We start from the raw sequence: 15744 nt of genomic DNA, 5'->3' as shown, positions 1-15744 counted from the left end.
GGCCCGGTTGACCGGGTTTCGATGGGTTGGGAGCTGCAGTTTGTGGCTGAGGCTGCTCGGTCTTGGGCTGGGGCTGCGGCACAACGTAGTTGGGATCGACCTTGTCGTACTGGCCGTTGTCGATGTACTGCTGGTTTTGCTGGTAGGGGCCGATGAATCCGCCGGGCTCGGACATGTTCGGTTCGGGTTTCGTCGCGAGACCGATTGGCGACGCCACTGCAACCGCAGGGCTGTCAGCGAGTAGGTCGTTTGCCCTGTGGATGCGGGCCAGCTTCTGAGCAGCATCTGCTGCTGAGCTCACCGCGATGTCGTAAACCCGACTACCGCCCGCCGCAGCCGGTTCGTAGGAGGTGATCGACATGATCACTCATCTCGAGCTTGCCGCGCTTGGTCGATGCGGGCGCGGAGCTGGTCGACGAGGGCGGCGTAGGCGTCGGTTTTGGTGGGGGCTTCGGTGGCCAGGCCGCGGGGGTGGGTGGCGGACCAGAGGCCGTCGTCGGTCTTGGTGACCTGGATGTCTTCGAGGTTGTAGAAGACCTCGGGGTCGGGGGCGGGCCAGTTGCCGGTGGCGTCCTTGGTGAGGTGGAGGGCGGTGTCGAAGACGCCGGGCTGGCCGCCGGGGGTGGGGGTCCAGCGGATTTCCTCGAGGTCGGGGTGGACTCGGACGCCGCGCTTGACGAGGTATTCGGCAACGCGCACAGCCTGTTTGATGCTGGTGACCGTGGGTTCGGCGAGTTTGCGGCCGACTTCGCTGCGCCATTCGGGGAGGTGGATGACGGAGAGTTCTTCGGCCAGGGCCTTGACCTCGGGGGGTAGTTCGTCGGTCTGGCGGGACTCGGAGAGTTTGCCGGAGAGGGACTGCTGGATGAGGGCGAGGAATTCGGGGGTGACCAGCTGGCCGGTATCGGTTTTCACGTACTCGGAAGGCGGCTGGTGGTTGCCGAAGCTGATAGATTCGACGATTTCCTTGTCTGACATCGGGTTTCAGGACCTTCCGGAACGTGGGCATGACGAAGTCCCGGGCCCTTCCGAGGCTCGGGATCGTTGGATGGGGTGGGTCCCGTCCCCGGAGAGGGGACATCCGGGAACGGGACCCGGTGCGCCCCTTCGGCGTTACGACCGCTGTCTGCTACCGCGGACCACCTGCGGGAGACGGGTGCGCCGAAAGGGGCGGGTGTGAGAGGCCGGATCAGGCCTGGGTGGAGACGATTTCGTCGGTGTAGTGGACGTACTGCCACGACCCGTACGGGTGAATCAGCCCGAGGTCCACGGCACCGGCCGGCAGCTCTCGATCCGGGCCGATCGTGGTGACGCTGATGCGATGAATCTGGGTGACGTTCGTCGTGTTGTAGCGGACGTACAACTGGACGGTGCCGCGGTCATCCACCTGGCGGATCTTGTCGATCGCAACGAAGCCGGGGACATAGAACTCGAGGTTGTATGCCCGGCCGGTGACGACCATCGTCTTCTCGTTGTGCCAGTTCGTCGGCGCAGGCGAGGCGTAGTAACAGATGTACGCCCAGCCACCGAGGGTATGGACCTTGCCGAGAACGATGGGGGGAGGCGTTTGGCCTGCCGGCGGCGGAACGTCCGCGCTATTGCTCACGGTCACCTGGGCGACCTGACCGAGCTTCGTATCGTCGAAGACCACGTAGAACTCGGCATTGCCGTACTCGTCGGTCTGGCGCATCTCGTCGATCCGGACGAACCCGGGGATATTGAACTGTGCGCCATAGCTATTGGCCGTGAGGATCGTCGTCTTTTCCATTGCACTTCTTTCGATAGTCGGTCGGACGGAAAGTTGGGTGCCCCTGCGCTGCGACCGCAGCCTGCGACCGTGGGAGCACCGACGGGAGGCGCGGGAGCGCAGGGGCGGGCATGCGGCGCGCTCGACCCGCTGTCAGGAACCGATGGAAGGTTTCCGGGGGCTGGCCGCATGGGCTATGGAACGATTGCTTGATCGAAACTCGCTGGTAGCGAATGTGATTCAAGCGATGTTGACAGGTGGGGCTGTTTGCGGGGCGAGCCGCGCGGACATCACAATGTTCCGTATGGAACTGCGTGAACTCCGCGACGACATCAACCACGCGGTGGGAGACGAGTTGCGGGCCGCTCGCGCACGCCGCGACCTGACCCGGCTACAGCTGGCCGAGGCCTCGGGCGTTGCGATCAGTACGATTCAGCGCTTCGAGAACGGCGAACGCTCACCGGACATGCATCAGCTGTTCGCGCTGTGCGCCGCGCTCGGCATCTCGCCCACCGAGATCATGGAGCGGGCGGTGCGGGTCATCAAAGACTCCACATCGCCGGAACCCGATGGTGACGTCAGGTGATCGATCCATTGAATTCGACCTCATCCATCAACTCCCTGGACATGTGCAGTTCCGGGATGCGGCCGTGCTGAGCAGCCTCTATGACACCTCGCAATACCCCGAGGGCCTCACGGAAAAGCCCTGTCACCCTGGTCAATTCGCGTATCGAGGCTTCTTGGGCCGCCTCGACGGCGTCCAGCCGGCCGGTGACTTCGCGCAACTCCTGCGATACGCGGGAGAGCGTCTTGATCGCGATGTCGTTCACATCCTTGGCCGCGGCGACCTCGTGCCTCAGGCTTTCGGCGGGTTGTCGGCGGCGGACCTTGAGCCAGGTGAAGAAGGCTGAGGCTCCGGTGCCGCCCAGGAAGGTGGAGGTGGAGAGCAGGACGGTTTCGAGCAAGGGATCACACCGCCTCGGTGGCCAGCTTGTCCACGGTCGCGGCGATGGCCGGTTCGTTCTTGACGATCCAGACGTTGGTGCTGCGGAGGGCTTCCATTACCGCCAGTAGTGCGGTGCCCACACCGGCGTACTGCGGTGGTGCGAACTGGAACAGGGCCACGGATACGGCCAGCACGTTGATGATTCCGCCGATGGCGGAGACCACCGCCTTCGCATTGCGCGTCACGCACGCGCCCGGGGCGCTCACGAAGTCGCCTTCGGTGCGGGCGTCAGGTTCGACGCGAGATCTTGCTGGAGCTTCGCGACCGCATCGACCAGAGTCATGTTCTGGCCCTGCATGTTTCGGCCGAGCTGCGGCCAGCCCTGACCGTCGGGGCCGCGGAGCTGACCCCAGATTTCCTGGACCTTGTCGTACAGGTCGGCCTGCTGTGCATCGGTCAGCGCCATGAGGACTCCTTGGGTAGTGGTTGGTGCCAACCCCAGCAGTACGCGGAGTTGGTCGAGGGTGCCGGTGAAGGCGTTGGCGTCGACTCGATGTCCGGCGACCACGGCCGCGTCGGTGAACTGGAGAAGGTCGACTTCTTTGCCGCCGAAGCCGATCCAGAACGGCGAGTCGTCGCCCGGATACAGTGCCGAAGCGGGGCCTGAGCCGTAGACATAGCTCGACTGGATGAGCCCGGGCACATTCGACAGGTCCGGAGAACCGATCCGCTGCCAATACCAGCGCGGAATGTAGGAAAGGTTGATCTTGTGTCCGCGGGCGTTCACGGCATTGACGAACGCCCAACAGGTCGACAGGTCACCGGAATCCGTCTCGAAGTCGACCATGGTCGCCGCGTCCCCGAGATGAGAGACATACAGGTCCGCCTGGGCTTCGGCATCGGCGTCGGCCCGCAGATAGTGATAGCCCGCCACCAGTAATCCATTGGCGTGCGCCGCATCTCGATACGCGGGCCAGGTGTGGTCGACGAAGCCGTCGCCCTCGGTGACCTTGGCGAAGACGAACTGGAACCCTTCGCGGGCGACCTGCGCCAGGTCGATGTCCGGACCGTTGTTATTGGAGATGTCGATCCCGAAGATGGTCATGGGGTTCTCCTTATGTTGTGTGCCGCCGGATTCGAACCGACCTGGCGAGGGGTCGGGTGCTCGGTTACAGCCCGAACAGCGGCAGGACCAGCGGAATCAGGTCGCCGATCAGCTTGATGAGATCTTCGGCAATGGTGATCACTCCGTTCACCCCCTCTCGGGATATCGGTTGAGGATCGCCGCCAGGCGGTCGCAGAAGCCGCCGTTGATATAGGCGATGGTGTGTTGACCGCCGGTCAGATAGCCCTCCATCAGCGCGGCGGCCTGTGACCACAGCTCCCAGATCCGACGCGGCTGCGACCATGAGCCGAGTTGCATTGCCTGCCAGCGATTTCTGCGGATGCGGTCGGCGACGTCACGGGTCCAGCCGCCCATGTCCGCGAAGCTGAAGGCGGATACCGTGTCGGCGAGGGTGCGCAGCGGTGAGTCCGCGGGGCATGACGTGATTCCATCCGCCGGGTTCGCGACCTCCCAGGTCGGAAACTCATCCGGCCAAGCACCACGCTGCCCGTTGATGCCGAACCCGATCGGATCCGGATCGATCGAATCTCCCTGCATGCGCAGCGGATTGGCGATGTTGGCGGCCCACGCGAGTTCGCAGTCGGGGTATTCGCCGCGCGCCTTCGCTTCGAGGAAGCGAGTGACCACCTCCGCGCCGAGGCTGTAGCCGAGGAGGCCGACCTTGTTGGGCGTGGCATGGATCGCCTTCACCAGGACGGCGATGCCCTGGCGGATGGATTGTTCTTCACTACAGCCGCCGACACCGCGCTGCGGATTGGCGGGGCCTACGGCTGCGGGGTAATCGACGTCGGGTCCGATTTCGTAGATCGCGGGGTCGAGCCGCCCTGTCACCGCGGCGAGCATGTTCGTCGGGGATCCGAGTGGTTCCCCGGTACCACGGCAGGTCAAGACTGTGATCACGCGGAATCGTCCTTCAGGTGGATAGCGAACGGCCCCACCTGCGGATGAAGGCTGCGGGTGGGGCCGTCGGGAAGCGCGTATGCCAGTGGATACCGTTCCAGAGCAATGGAATACGGCTCGATACAGGCTTCGTTTACGAAACCTGTTGCTGAAGAGTGATTCCCGTGAGATTCGGGAGGAAGGCACAACTGTGGCGCTGCAGATAGCTTCACCCAAGCGGCGTTCAATGTCAACACCCGATCCGGAACTTTCTCGAAATATGCTGGTAGACATCCCTATTCACAACCTTCTGGAACGACAGAGGCCGCCGAACCGAGCGTTGAGCTACGGGTTCGGCGGCCTCTGGAGCGGGTGGGCTATTTTCGGCGGCGCATGGGATGAGCCAGATGTGCGTCGAAGACCTCGCCGACGACGAACTGCTCGGGCCAATCGGCGGCCCACGGTCCGGGCACCGGGGCGACGCGGCCCGCGTCGCGCAGGGTTTGGATGCGGCGAACCGTGATCGCACGGAACGGCTCTCCCAATTCCTTTGCCAGGATGGCGATTCCGGAGGAATTGAGCCGGGCCCGACGTGCGGCTTCGATCGCCATGGCATCGATCGTGTACTCCACAGCCGGCGGACAGACCACACGTTCGGCGGCCGCGACGGCCATCCGGATCTCAGCGGGCGCGCCTTCGGCACCCTCGGTCATCGCCAGCGCGATGAGGTTTCGGTGCAGCCAGCGCGCCAGCCCGGCCGTCGAGGTGTCGCCGGTGTAGTCGAGTGCACGCTGTTCGCAGATCAATCGGACCCAGGAGACCAGCGTCGCGTGCAGGTGGTCGCGCACCTTCGCCGCTCCCACGCTGAACGGGAGCGGTTGATCGCTGGACCTGCCGCTCAGACGGGTGTTGGCAGCACCCAGACGGGCGCGGCCGGAAACCGAGTCCTCGAGATCCTCGGCCAACTCGGGGACACCGTCGAGCAGTGTCGCGAGCTCGCGCAGGGCGGGGACATCGAGATACAGATCGTTCGGCTCGATACCGCTCATCACGCCACCTCGCGATCGGCGTGCGTGAGAACGCCCGCGCCCGGCAGCAGATCGGCGGGATCACAGCGGAGCGCACAGGCGATGAGCACCAGATCGGTCGCCGTGAACGGCACGCTCCCGGCCATCGCGGCCGCGAGCACGGCAGCGTCGAGTCCGATCCGGGCAGCGATTTGCCCGAGACCGACCTCGGCTTCGCTCATAGCCAGGGCCACCCGAGCGGCGATACTTCGATCCAGCAAGTCCATACGGGCCACACTAAGGTCCGTACGGAACAACAACAAGTCCGAACGGACCTGTTGCCGGATCGTTACCTCGGGCCGCGTTTCGGTAGGGATCCATGCGCGCGTGTTTGCAAGAATTCCATTTGGACCGCATGATGGTCCATATGGAACTGCGGGACCTCCACGACGGCATCAACCGCGCAGTGGGTGAAGAGCTTCGCGCTGCCCGCGCCCGGCGGGGTTACACACGCACCGAGCTGGCCGAGGCGTCAGGTGTCGCAGTCAGCACCATTCAGCGCTTCGAGAACGGGGAACGCTCCCCCGACATGCATCAGCTGTTCGCGCTAAGCAATGCACTCGACGTCTCGCCCACCGAGATCATGGACAGGGCCGTGCAGTTCGTCAAGCGAAGCCGGTAGCAATTCGCGAAGGTCCCAATCGACCACTTCCGCGGCCAGGAACAAGTCCGCGACAGTGGCCTCTCCCCTCATGATTCGTTGAGCGAGTTCGACCCCGAGTCGGCCGATCACCATCGTCAGACTTTCCGCATCGAAAATCTGCTTGAACCAACCGATCAGCGCTTCCGCAGACACAGCGCGAATCCCCTTCATCGATGTCCGCGAGCGCGGACGATCCAACCTTCAACCCCCGTTCACTCCCCATTGGACAGCACCACCCCGCCACGCGGACCCCGAAACCGCTATGGCGCACCTGCGCTTATCCCATAGTTCCACCCGTCGTTGCTGCCCAGGACAATTCCCAAGGGCACTGTTGACGGGCCGAAGTATACACAGGCAGTCGGACAGACGCTCAATTTGTCTCTTGCACAACGGGTCTGGCAACTCGAGGATGCAATTACTACTGGCGAGTTGGGAACTGAGGATCGTGAATCGGTCACCGAATCCGTCACGGAATGGGACGGTGCCCGGAAACCACTGATCCGTGCAGCGAATTGCGTACGGCGGCGGACGGATTGACTGGAGTTTTCCGCTAATGCGCGAAGGCGGGGGTGGTCGCCTGCGGAGGGGCGTAGGCCGAGGACGGCGGGGTAGGCGTGGAGGCGGTGCCGGGGGTGGGGGTGCCGGTGGGGATGACCGGCTGGAGGGGGATTCCCGGTGTTGCCGGTGCCGGAGACCAGCGGGAGTCGGAGAGCATCGAGTTGGGGTCGGCGCTGCCCGGGACCGGGAGGGGGACGTTGACGCGGGTGCGGTTGTCGGGTTTGGGGTGGGCGGGGGTGGAATTGCCCGGGGGGATGGGGGTTTGGGCGCCGGGGGTGGTGGGGTCGGCGTAGGTCGGGTCGGTGTAGGTGGAGTCCGGGGCGGTTGGGGAGGCCGGGTCGGATTCCGTTGGGGTGGGGGACGTTTCGGGGGTGGTGGGGTTCAGGAAGGGGAGGGTGGGGAGGGTCGGCCCGGCGGCTGGGAAGTCGGATAGGGCGGGGCCGGTTTCCATGGCGGAGGCGGGGGTGGGGAGGCCGCCGTCGGGGGCGGCGGAGTATTCGGCGCGCAGGAGACGGTTGTCGCGCACCAGGACTCGGCCGGAGGTGTCGAGGACGGCGGCGGTGGTGCGGGGGTCTTCCTTGTCGGTGCCGAGGTACATCTGGCAGTCGGTGGTGTCGCAGGTTTGGGCGTAGGGGTAGCGCTGTTCGGCGAGGGCGTAGGAGCGGGCGGCGATGGCCTGGGCGCGCAGGGCTTCTGCGCCGCCCTGGTCGGCCCAGCCGGGGACCATTTCGGCGGGGACGACGCCCTTGAGGTAGTCGTCGAGGTCGAGGTCGTTGACGGTGCGGAGGGAGCCGTTGTCGAGGGCTACGCCCAGGACGCCGCGGTAGGCATTGCCGCCGCAGATCTCGAGTTGCTCGGCGGCGGGGCGGTCGGTGCCCTCGGCGACGGGGTAGGCCCACGGGTCGTCGGTGCTGCCCTCCCAGAGCTTGCCGCCGTCGCAGCCCTGGGTGATGATGACGTCCGCGCCGGTGGCGGTGGGGGTCAAATGTGCTGCCTGGCCGGGGATCACGCGGCGATCAGCGACGTAGAAGACGGAGTCGGAGGCGATGTCGAGGGTCTTGTCGTCGCGCTCCATGAGGCGGACGCGGACCGTGGTCGCGCCGATGTCGGCGAGGTCGGCTCCGGAGTAGTAGTTGGCCAGGATGCGATCGGCGGTCCAGCCCGCCACGGCCTTGTCGAAGGCGCCGTTCTGGCTCAGGCCGCGGCCGTGGCCCGCGCCGGCGGTGAAGTGGAAGGCGTTGTCGGGCCAGGCCCAGACCAGGATTGCGGTGCCGCCGGTGGTGGCGGCCGCGAGGACGGACAGGGTGAGCAGACCGCGCCGTCTGCGGCGCTGGGCTAGGTACCCGTTCGGCATGTCATACCCGTTCTGTCGAGAGCCGAAGCTACATTCGAGTTACTCAAGCTAAGCCTCAACTTTATCTTCAGGGAATGTGACAATAAGGACTAGTGTGATCGCTGAGGCGCCAAGTAGCAAGCTTCTGCTCAGGGCGCGGTTAGACCGATTCACCTCGAATGGGAGATGCTCGTGCCGTATCGCAGACCGAAACACGCCTACACGCTCCCGGTTCTGACGGTTCTCGCGCTGGCCGCACCCGTCGGCATCCTCGCACTGAGCGATTCCCGCGATGTACGCCCCGCGAATGAGAGCAATCTGGCAGCTATACCTGCGCAAATGGCGGAAGTCGCCCTGTCTTCGGCACCCGACATCGTGCTGCCGCTGCGCGAGCTGACCGGGCTGAATCTGCCCGACCTCCACCTGTCCGATCTGCGGATGCTGCCGCTGCCCAAATCGATTCAGATCCCGCCGAATCTCATTCCGGGCGTTCAACTACCCAGCGAGATTCCGCTACCCCGGCTGAACACCGCACCCCAGCCCGGAACCGCCCCCGCCACACCGGGATCCACGCGCCCGGCGCTACCCGGCGCCACCAACCCCGCCGCGCCCGCGGCCACGCCCGGCACCAGCAGCCCGGCGGCACCGGCCGCCGCGCCCGGTGTCACGCTGCCCGGCATGGCGGCTCCCAAGACAGGCGCGGCTCGCCCCACGGGTTCAGCCCCCGCACCGGCCGCCGCCCTGCCCGGATCGGCGCAGCCGACCGCCCCCGCCGCTCCCGGCTTCATCGCCGATCCGATGCCATCCGCGCCCGTCATCGAAACTCCCTCGACCGCAGCGGCTCCCGCTGTTCCGACAGACGCCGCAGCCCCGGCAGCGCCCGTCCCCGCGGCCGACAACCCGGAAGCCGCGGGCCCGCGTCCGGTCCCCGGCCTGGGCGGCGACCTCCGCACCCCCGCCCTGTCCCCCGGCGCGGTTCCCAGCGAACTGGTCGACAAGGTCGGCGCGCAGGTCAAGGAACTCACCCGCGACACCCCGTTCAGCATGGTCGCGCTCACCGCGCAGGACATGGTGGGCACCACCACCAAGATCCGCGCCCAACGCCCCGACGGCACCTGGGGTCCGTGGTACGACGCCGAAACCGAAACCGGCAAGGATCATCCGGCCGCGGGTAAGCGCACCGGCACCGAGCCGATCTACGTCGGCAATACCAAGACCGTGCAGATGCTGGTGACGCGCAAGCCCGTCGCCGCGCCCGCCGAACCCAAACCCCTGGACGACGGTTCGGCCGATCCGGCGCAGATCAATCTGGAGAAGCTGGCCGCGGTGCTCATCGATCCGGGCCGCGGCAGCATCGACGAGAACCTGTCCACGGTGGCCGCGCCGCTGCCCGGCGGCGGGCCCAAGGTGATCACCCGGGCCCAGTGGGGCGCGGACGAATCGCTGCGCTGCGAGGAACCCACCTACGACGACGGCGTCACCGCGATCACGGTGCACCACACCGCGGGTCGCAATGACTACACCAAGGCCGAGTCCGCGGGCATCGTGCGCGCCATCTACGCGTATCACGCGAAGACGCTGGGCTGGTGCGACATCGGCTACAACGCCCTGGTCGACAAGTACGGGCAGATCTTCGAGGGCCGCTACGGCGGGCTGGACCGCCCGGTCGAGGGCGCGCACGCGGGCGGGTTCAATATCAATACCGCCGGTGTCGCGCTGATGGGCGACTACGAGGACGAGGCCCCGACCGACATCTCCATCCAGGCCATCGGCAAGTACATCGGCTGGCGCGCCAAGGTGGCCGGGGTCGATCCCGAGGGCTCGTCCACCATGTACTCCGAGGGCAGCGACTACACGAAATACGCTCTCGGACAGGCGGTCAAGCTGCCGAACATCTTCGCCCACCGCGATGTCGGCAACACCACCTGCCCCGGTGACGCGGCCTACGCCCTGATGGACCGGATTCGCCAGATCGCGGCGGGTGCGGCCGGCGGCACACCGAGTCCCGCCACCACCTCACCGCGCATCCGGCCGGGCCAGAATGCCGGAAACACGCAACCCTCCCCCGCGCCCGATGCCAATCAATCGAATCAGGCCGATCTGGCCGCGCTCGCGGATCTCACCCAGAAGATCCTGAACATGCTCGACCGCAGCCCCGTCGCCCGATATCGGAGCGAGCAGGGCGGCGCGAACGGCCCACTGGGACAACCGAAAGCGGAGCCGATCGCATTGGCCGACGGCAGCCAGTACGGGCAATTCAGCAATGGCTACGTGTATTCGAATCCGTCCGGCCAGATCTTCTCGGTGGTCGGCAAGATTCTGGAGCGATTCCTGCAATTGGGCGCGGGCGCGGGCATTCTCGGCCTGCCCTCGAGCAATGAATACGCCGTGCAGGACGGCGTGCGCGCCGACTTCCAAAATGGCGCACTGATTTTCAACCGGATCACCGGAATCGTCACCACGGTCCTGAACAACTACGGCGCGGTCCAGGACCCCATCCCCGCCCAGCCCAACTAACGGCTCAGGACCACCAGCGTTCCAGGGTGCGGGCCACGCCGTCGTCGGAGTTGGAGGCCGCGACCTCGTCGGCGGCGGCGATGGCCTCGTGGTGGGCATTGGCCATGGCGACGCCGTGCCCCGCCATCCGGAGCATGGGGACGTCATTGGGCATGTCGCCGAAGGCGATCAGCGAGCTGTAGTGGACGCCGAGGCGCTGGGCCACGATGGCCAGACCGGTCGCCTTGGTGACGCCGGGGGCGGACAGCTCGATCAGGCCGTTGTCGGTCGAGTAGGTGAGATCCGCGCGACCGGTCAGGTGGGGTTCCAGCGTGGCGCGCATGACCGCGCTCGAGGTGCCCGGCAGCCGGATCAGCATCTTGATCGCCGGGGCGGCGATCACCTCCGCGCGCGACACCTCGGTGTCGTCCGGATTCAGCCAGGCGTGCTCGTACTCGGGCGAACTCACGAACTGCGGCGTCGCCGCGTCGTGCGCGCTGACCCCCACCCGCTCGGCCGCCAGCCCGCACCCCGGCAACAGCCGCTCGGCCAGCTCGGCCAGCCAGATGAGGGTTTCGACCTCCAGCACCCGGCTGTCCAGCACGCGATCGTTCGCACTGTCATAGATGACCGCCCCGTTGCCGCACACACACAGCGGCGCGAATCCGAGCCCGTCGACCACCGGATCGATCCACCGCGGCGGCCGCCCCGTGGCAAGCACGAACGGCACCCCATCCGCGATGAGTGCGTTGATCGCGGCCTTGGTCCGCGCGCTCACCTGCTCACGGTGATCGATGAGCGTGCCATCCACATCGGAGGCGACCATCTTGGGTTTGGGCAGGTGAAAGAGCGTCACCTCTTCCATCCTGCCTCGAGCCACAACCTCAGCGCCCGTGGATTACGGGCGATGCCGTACAAACGATACCTTTCCGGCACCGACCCCCGAAAGTCCACCCCAACCATCCCCGCCTGACCCCCCACCCCTACCCGGGCCGCCCCCAATAACACACGGATTGCCGCCGCGTCCGCGCTCCGTACCCCGCGTTTACGGTTTCCTGTCCCTATGATCTGGGGTCAGTACTCGACCCCGAAAGGGAATGATGGCCGGTTTTCTGCTGCGACGAGCGCTGAACTATGTCGTACTGCTGGTGCTGGCATCGTTCCTGGCGTTCACGGTGGCCGCGTACACGTTCACCCCGTTGGACCAACTGGAGCAACGCAATCCGCGCCCACCGCAGTCGGTGATCGACTCGAAGCGGGCCGAACTGCACCTGGACGAGCCGATCCCGGAGCGCTACCTGACCTGGGCGGGCGGCCGCTTCTCCTGGGAGGGCGGCCCCTGGTGGATGGGCGGCATCTCCTGGACGGGCGGTGTGGTGCACGGCGATTTCGGCAAGACCATGGCCGGGCAGCCGGTGAAGGACGAACTGGGTCGCCGCATCGGAGTCAGTCTGCGGCTGCTGGTGATCGGTTCCATCGTCGGCACCGTGCTCGGTGTCCTGATCGGTGCGGCGAACGCGATCCGCCAGTACAAGTTCAGCGACTACCTCAGCACCATCGTGTCGATGCTGCTGCTGTCCACTCCGGTGTTCCTGCTGGCGACGCTGCTGAAATACGGTGCGCTCGAGATCAATCTGGCCGCCGGGAAACAGATTTTCCTCTATACCGGTGAGACCTCGGCGACGGCCGTGCACGGGCTCTGGAACCAGATCGTGGACCGTGCCCAGCACATGCTGCTGCCGACCCTCGGCCTGGCGCTGGGCGCGATGGCGGGTTACAGCCGCTACCAACGCAATGCGATGCTCGACGTACTAGGCAGCGATTTCATTCGCACCGCCCGCGCGAAGGGCCTCACCCGCAGCCGCGCGCTCTACAAGCACGGCCTGCGTACCGCGCTGATCCCCATGGCGACCCTGTTCGCCTACAGCTTCGGCGGCCTGGTCACCGGCGCGACGTTCACCGAGAAGATCTTCGGCTGGCACGGTATGGGCGAGTGGCTGGTGGATTCCATCCACGCCCAGGACATCAATGTGGTGCTGACGGTGACGCTCTTCGCGGGCGTGGTGATTCTGCTTTCGGGCCTGCTGTCCGACATCGTGTACGCGATTCTCGACCCCAGGGTGCGTGTCTGATGACCGATGTGGAGACCATCGTCCAGGTCGCGCCGCAGGTCGCCGCGACCGGACGCCGGAAGCTGGTATGGCGGCGGTTCCTGCGCAACAAGGTCGCGGTGACCGCGGCGATCGTGCTGATCCTGCTTTTCGTGATCGCGTTCACGGTGCCGCATTTCCTGCCGTACGCCTACACCGACATCGACACCGCGGCGAAACTTCAGCCGCCCAATGCGAAACACTGGTTCGGCACCACCTCGCTGGGTGAGGACGTGCTGGCGCAGACACTGCACGGCTTGCAGAAATCCCTGGTGATCGGTTTCGGCGCGGCCCTCATCTCAGCGGTCATCGCGACCACCGCGGGCTCGGTGGCCGGGCTGCTGGGCGGTTGGACCGATCGGGCCATCATGTGGCTGGTCGATCTGCTGCTGGTGGTGCCCAGTTTCATCTTCATCGCACTGTTCGCGCCGAAGACCAAGGGCAACGACTCGGTGATCCTGCTGGTGGTGCTGATCGCGCTGTTCGGATGGATGATCTCGGCGCGCATGGTGCGCGGGCTGTCGCTCACCCTGCGCGATCGTGAATTCGTTCGTGCCGCACGGTATATGGGCGCGTCCACCTGGACGATCATCACGACCCACATCGTGCCGAACATCGCCTCGATCCTGATCATCGACACCACGCTCGCGATCGGCGGCGCGGTCATGTCCGAAACCGGTTTGAGCTTCCTGGGTTTCGGTGTGCAGCCGCCGGACGTCTCGCTGGGTTCGCTGATCGGTGACTATTCCAAGAACGCGCTCACCTATCCGTGGACCTTCATGTTCTCGGGCATGTTCCTGATCATCATCGTGCTGTCGGCCAACCTCATGGGTGACGGACTGCGCGACGCCTTCGACCCGACCGCGAAGAAAGCACGGGCCAAGCAGGCACGAAAGGCCGACAAATGAGCCAGGATTCGGCCGAGACGCTGACCGCCGAGCGGTCCAGGACCACCGCGCCGCTGTTGGAGGTCTCCGACCTGCGCGTGTCCTTCCCCGGCGAGGAGGGCCGAGTCGACGCGGTGCGCGGGGTGAACTTCACCGTCAACGATGGCGAGGTGCTGGCCATCGTCGGTGAGTCCGGCTCTGGCAAATCGGTGTCCTCGATGGCCGTGATCGGCCTGCTGCCCGAGCAGGCCCGCGTGCAGGGCTCAATCCGGCTGCGCGGCCGGGAACTGCTGGGGCTGGGCGACAAGGAGATGTCCAAGCTGCGCGGCAGCAAGGTATCCATGGTTTTCCAGGACCCGCTCTCGGCACTGACCCCCGTGTACCGGATCGGCGACCAGATCGCGGAAGCCCTGCTGGCGCACAAGAAGATGAGCAAGCAGGAGGCCGCCGCCAAGGCGGTGGAGCTGCTGGACCTGGTAGGCATCCCGGATGCGGCGCAGCGCGCCAAGGCTTTTCCGCACGAGTTCTCCGGCGGTATGCGGCAGCGCGTGGTCATCGCCATGGCCATCGCCAACGATCCGGAACTGATCATCTGCGACGAGCCGACCACCGCGCTCGACGTGACCGTGCAGAAGCAGATCCTCAACCTGCTGCGCAAGGCGCGCGACATCACCGGCGCGGGCGTCATCTTCATCACCCACGACATGGGCATCGCGGCCACCCTGGCCGACCGGGTGGCCGTCATGTATGCGGGCCGGATCGTCGAATCTGCCCCGGCGCAGGAGCTTTTCACCGCACCACGGATGCCGTACACGGTCGGCCTGCTGGGTTCCATCCCACGCATGGACGGTCCTGCCCGCAGCCCGCTGATTCCGATCGTCGGCACTCCGCCCGCCATGCACGCGCTGCCGCCGGGCTGCTCGTTCGCGCCGCGCTGTCCGGTCGCCACCGACGACTGCCGGGCTGCCGAACCCCCGCTGCAGGACACCGGGCCCGGGCATCGCGCCGCCTGCATCCGCACTTCCGAGGTGAGCACGGCGGACCTGTTCACGGCCTACCGCAAGGAGATCGAGCCGCCCGACGAGGTCACGGCCGTCGACGCCGCCCAGGTGGTCATGCGGGTCACCGACCTGCGCAAGACCTTCCCGATCGTCAAAGGCGTGGTGTTCCAGCGCAAAACCGGCGAGGTGAAGGCCGTCGACGGCATCAGCTTCGAGGTGCGCGCGGGCCGCACGCTGGCGTTGGTCGGCGAATCCGGTTCCGGCAAATCGACCACGCTCACCCAGATCATGGATCTGGTGCGGCCGGAGAGCGGCAGCATCGAGATTCTCGGGCACGACGTCACCAGGCTCACCAATCAGCAGCGCCGCGATATCCGGCGGAAGATGCAGATCGTCTTCCAGGACCCGTCCGCGTCGCTGGATCCGCGCCTGCCCATCTCGGACGCGTTGGCCGAACCGCTCCGCATCGACGGGCGCTCCCGCGACGAGATCAACCGCCGGGTACCGCAATTGCTGGAGCAGGTGGGTTTGCGCCCGGAGCACGCCGACCGCTACCCGGCCGACTTCTCCGGCGGCCAGAAGCAGCGCATCAATATCGCGCGTGCCCTCGCCCTGGATCCGGAGCTGCTGGTGCTCGACGAACCGGTGTCGTCGCTGGACGTCTCCATCCAGGCCGGTGTGCTGAACCTGTTGCGCGACCTGCAGGCCGAACGCGGTCTCTCGTATCTGTTCGTCTCACATGATTTGTCCGTTGTGCGTAATCTTGCCCACGACATTGCGGTCATGTACCGCGGGCAGATCGTCGAATACGGGCCGGCGGAACGGATTTTCGCCAGTCCGGAGCACGAATACACCCGCGCACTGATCGATGCGGTGCCGGTTCCGGTGGCAACCCGATAGGAAGGTGTCGG

17 protein-coding genes are annotated in these 15744 nt (G+C 66.1%); 6 read left to right on the top strand and 11 right to left on the bottom strand.

What is annotated here, in order from left to right:
* The 3 genes from NS2_RS21290 to NS2_RS21280 form a co-directional block, all read right to left on the bottom strand.
* On the bottom strand, positions 1-361 hold a 361-nt coding region (locus NS2_RS21290; RefSeq protein ID WP_222594879.1), incomplete at its 3' end, for a hypothetical protein.
* Positions 362-363: 2 nt separating this feature from the next.
* Positions 364-978: a hypothetical protein gene (locus tag NS2_RS21285; RefSeq protein WP_033091477.1), complete on the bottom strand. Its 615-nt coding sequence runs from the start codon at positions 976-978 to the stop codon at positions 364-366.
* Positions 979-1189: 211 nt separating this feature from the next.
* Positions 1190-1768, bottom strand: coding sequence for a hypothetical protein (locus tag NS2_RS21280; protein ID WP_033091476.1), 579 nt, complete (start codon positions 1766-1768; stop codon positions 1190-1192).
* Between the two features lie 283 nt (positions 1769-2051).
* On the opposite strand from NS2_RS21280, the gene NS2_RS21275 reads away from it, so the two are divergent.
* Positions 2052-2333, top strand: a complete 282-nt coding sequence (locus NS2_RS21275; RefSeq protein ID WP_045438220.1) for a helix-turn-helix domain-containing protein — start codon at positions 2052-2054, stop codon at positions 2331-2333.
* On the opposite strand, the gene NS2_RS21270 is transcribed toward NS2_RS21275, so the two are convergent.
* From NS2_RS21270 to NS2_RS21245, 6 genes are all read right to left on the bottom strand, one after another.
* Positions 2326-2712, bottom strand: coding sequence for a hypothetical protein (locus tag NS2_RS21270; RefSeq protein WP_033091475.1), 387 nt, complete (start codon positions 2710-2712; stop codon positions 2326-2328). The two genes, NS2_RS21275 and NS2_RS21270, sit on opposite strands and share 8 nt — an antisense overlap.
* A gap of 4 nt (positions 2713-2716) precedes the next feature.
* Positions 2717-2959, bottom strand: a complete 243-nt coding sequence (locus NS2_RS21265) for a hypothetical protein (protein ID WP_145961772.1) — start codon at positions 2957-2959, stop codon at positions 2717-2719.
* Positions 2956-3798 carry a glycoside hydrolase family 25 protein gene (locus tag NS2_RS21260; protein WP_052087067.1) on the bottom strand — a complete coding sequence of 281 codons (843 nt, stop codon included), beginning with the start codon at positions 3796-3798 and terminating at the stop codon, positions 2956-2958. Before NS2_RS21260 ends, NS2_RS21265 begins: the two co-directional genes overlap by 4 nt.
* Before the next feature lie 147 nt (positions 3799-3945).
* Positions 3946-4662, bottom strand: coding sequence for a PE-PPE domain-containing protein (locus NS2_RS21255; RefSeq protein WP_052486701.1), 717 nt, complete (start codon positions 4660-4662; stop codon positions 3946-3948).
* Between the two features lie 413 nt (positions 4663-5075).
* Positions 5076-5747, bottom strand: coding sequence for a hypothetical protein (locus tag NS2_RS21250; protein WP_052486700.1), 672 nt, complete (start codon positions 5745-5747; stop codon positions 5076-5078).
* Positions 5747-5992: a hypothetical protein gene (locus NS2_RS21245; protein WP_143161496.1), complete on the bottom strand. Its 246-nt coding sequence runs from the start codon at positions 5990-5992 to the stop codon at positions 5747-5749. Before NS2_RS21245 ends, NS2_RS21250 begins: the two co-directional genes overlap by 1 nt.
* A gap of 140 nt (positions 5993-6132) precedes the next feature.
* On the opposite strand from NS2_RS21245, the gene NS2_RS21240 reads away from it, so the two are divergent.
* Positions 6133-6387, top strand: a complete 255-nt coding sequence (locus tag NS2_RS21240; protein ID WP_158543915.1) for a helix-turn-helix domain-containing protein — start codon at positions 6133-6135, stop codon at positions 6385-6387.
* A 571-nt stretch (positions 6388-6958) separates the two neighbouring features.
* Here the strand turns inward: NS2_RS21240 and NS2_RS21235 are convergent.
* Entirely contained in the window at positions 6959-8320 is a 1362-nt protein-coding gene (locus NS2_RS21235) for a SpoIID/LytB domain-containing protein (protein WP_052486699.1), read from the bottom strand.
* Positions 8321-8638: 318 nt separating this feature from the next.
* On the opposite strand from NS2_RS21235, the gene NS2_RS21230 reads away from it, so the two are divergent.
* Positions 8639-10816: an N-acetylmuramoyl-L-alanine amidase gene (locus NS2_RS21230; protein ID WP_261772299.1), complete on the top strand. Its 2178-nt coding sequence runs from the start codon at positions 8639-8641 to the stop codon at positions 10814-10816.
* A gap of 4 nt (positions 10817-10820) precedes the next feature.
* On the opposite strand, the gene NS2_RS21225 is transcribed toward NS2_RS21230, so the two are convergent.
* Positions 10821-11660: a Cof-type HAD-IIB family hydrolase gene (locus NS2_RS21225; protein ID WP_033089886.1), complete on the bottom strand. Its 840-nt coding sequence runs from the start codon at positions 11658-11660 to the stop codon at positions 10821-10823.
* Positions 11661-11895: 235 nt separating this feature from the next.
* Here NS2_RS21225 and NS2_RS21220 point away from each other — a divergent pair, with 235 nt between their 5' ends.
* The 3 genes from NS2_RS21220 to NS2_RS21210 are packed head-to-tail and all read left to right on the top strand — an operon-like array spanning position 11896 to position 15733.
* On the top strand, positions 11896-12927 hold the full coding sequence (locus NS2_RS21220; protein WP_033089897.1) for an ABC transporter permease: 1032 nt from the start codon (positions 11896-11898) through the stop codon (positions 12925-12927).
* The gene (locus NS2_RS21215) at positions 12927-13853 is read left to right on the top strand and encodes an ABC transporter permease (protein WP_036546351.1); all 927 of its coding nucleotides are present in this window, start codon (positions 12927-12929) and stop codon (positions 13851-13853) included. Before NS2_RS21220 ends, NS2_RS21215 begins: the two co-directional genes overlap by 1 nt.
* Positions 13850-15733 (top strand): ABC transporter ATP-binding protein, encoded by a 1884-nt coding sequence (locus NS2_RS21210; protein WP_071343426.1) that lies wholly within the window; start codon positions 13850-13852, stop codon positions 15731-15733. Before NS2_RS21215 ends, NS2_RS21210 begins: the two co-directional genes overlap by 4 nt.
* Positions 15734-15744: the final 11 nt, after the last annotated feature.

The organism is Nocardia seriolae NBRC 15557 (assembly GCF_007990715.1).
In the GTDB taxonomy this organism is placed as follows: Bacteria; Actinomycetota; Actinomycetes; order Mycobacteriales; family Mycobacteriaceae; genus Nocardia; species Nocardia seriolae.
This window is presented reverse-complemented; position numbering and strand designations above follow the sequence as displayed.

Bases quoted from the DNA above. Each gene is read 5' to 3' on its own strand.
- NS2_RS21250 (WP_052486700.1), bottom strand. From the start codon at position 5,747: ATGAGCGGTATCGAGCCGAACGATCTGTATCTCGATGTCCCCGCCCTG.
- NS2_RS21210 (WP_071343426.1), top strand. From the start codon at position 13,850: ATGAGCCAGGATTCGGCCGAGACGCTGACCGCCGAGCGGTCCAGGACC.
- NS2_RS21225 (WP_033089886.1), bottom strand. From the start codon at position 11,660: ATGGAAGAGGTGACGCTCTTTCACCTGCCCAAACCCAAGATGGTCGCC.
- NS2_RS21230 (WP_261772299.1), top strand. From the start codon at position 8,639: ATGGCGGAAGTCGCCCTGTCTTCGGCACCCGACATCGTGCTGCCGCTG.
- NS2_RS21255 (WP_052486701.1), bottom strand. From the start codon at position 4,662: ATGCTCGCCGCGGTGACAGGGCGGCTCGACCCCGCGATCTACGAAATC.
- NS2_RS21285 (WP_033091477.1), bottom strand. From the start codon at position 978: ATGTCAGACAAGGAAATCGTCGAATCTATCAGCTTCGGCAACCACCAG.
- NS2_RS21215 (WP_036546351.1), top strand. From the start codon at position 12,927: ATGACCGATGTGGAGACCATCGTCCAGGTCGCGCCGCAGGTCGCCGCG.
- NS2_RS21220 (WP_033089897.1), top strand. From the start codon at position 11,896: ATGGCCGGTTTTCTGCTGCGACGAGCGCTGAACTATGTCGTACTGCTG.
- NS2_RS21260 (WP_052087067.1), bottom strand. From the start codon at position 3,798: ATGACCATCTTCGGGATCGACATCTCCAATAACAACGGTCCGGACATC.
- NS2_RS21245 (WP_143161496.1), bottom strand. From the start codon at position 5,992: ATGGACTTGCTGGATCGAAGTATCGCCGCTCGGGTGGCCCTGGCTATG.
- NS2_RS21275 (WP_045438220.1), top strand. From the start codon at position 2,052: ATGGAACTGCGTGAACTCCGCGACGACATCAACCACGCGGTGGGAGAC.
- NS2_RS21240 (WP_158543915.1), top strand. From the start codon at position 6,133: ATGGAACTGCGGGACCTCCACGACGGCATCAACCGCGCAGTGGGTGAA.
- NS2_RS21280 (WP_033091476.1), bottom strand. From the start codon at position 1,768: ATGGAAAAGACGACGATCCTCACGGCCAATAGCTATGGCGCACAGTTC.
- NS2_RS21235 (WP_052486699.1), bottom strand. From the start codon at position 8,320: ATGCCGAACGGGTACCTAGCCCAGCGCCGCAGACGGCGCGGTCTGCTC.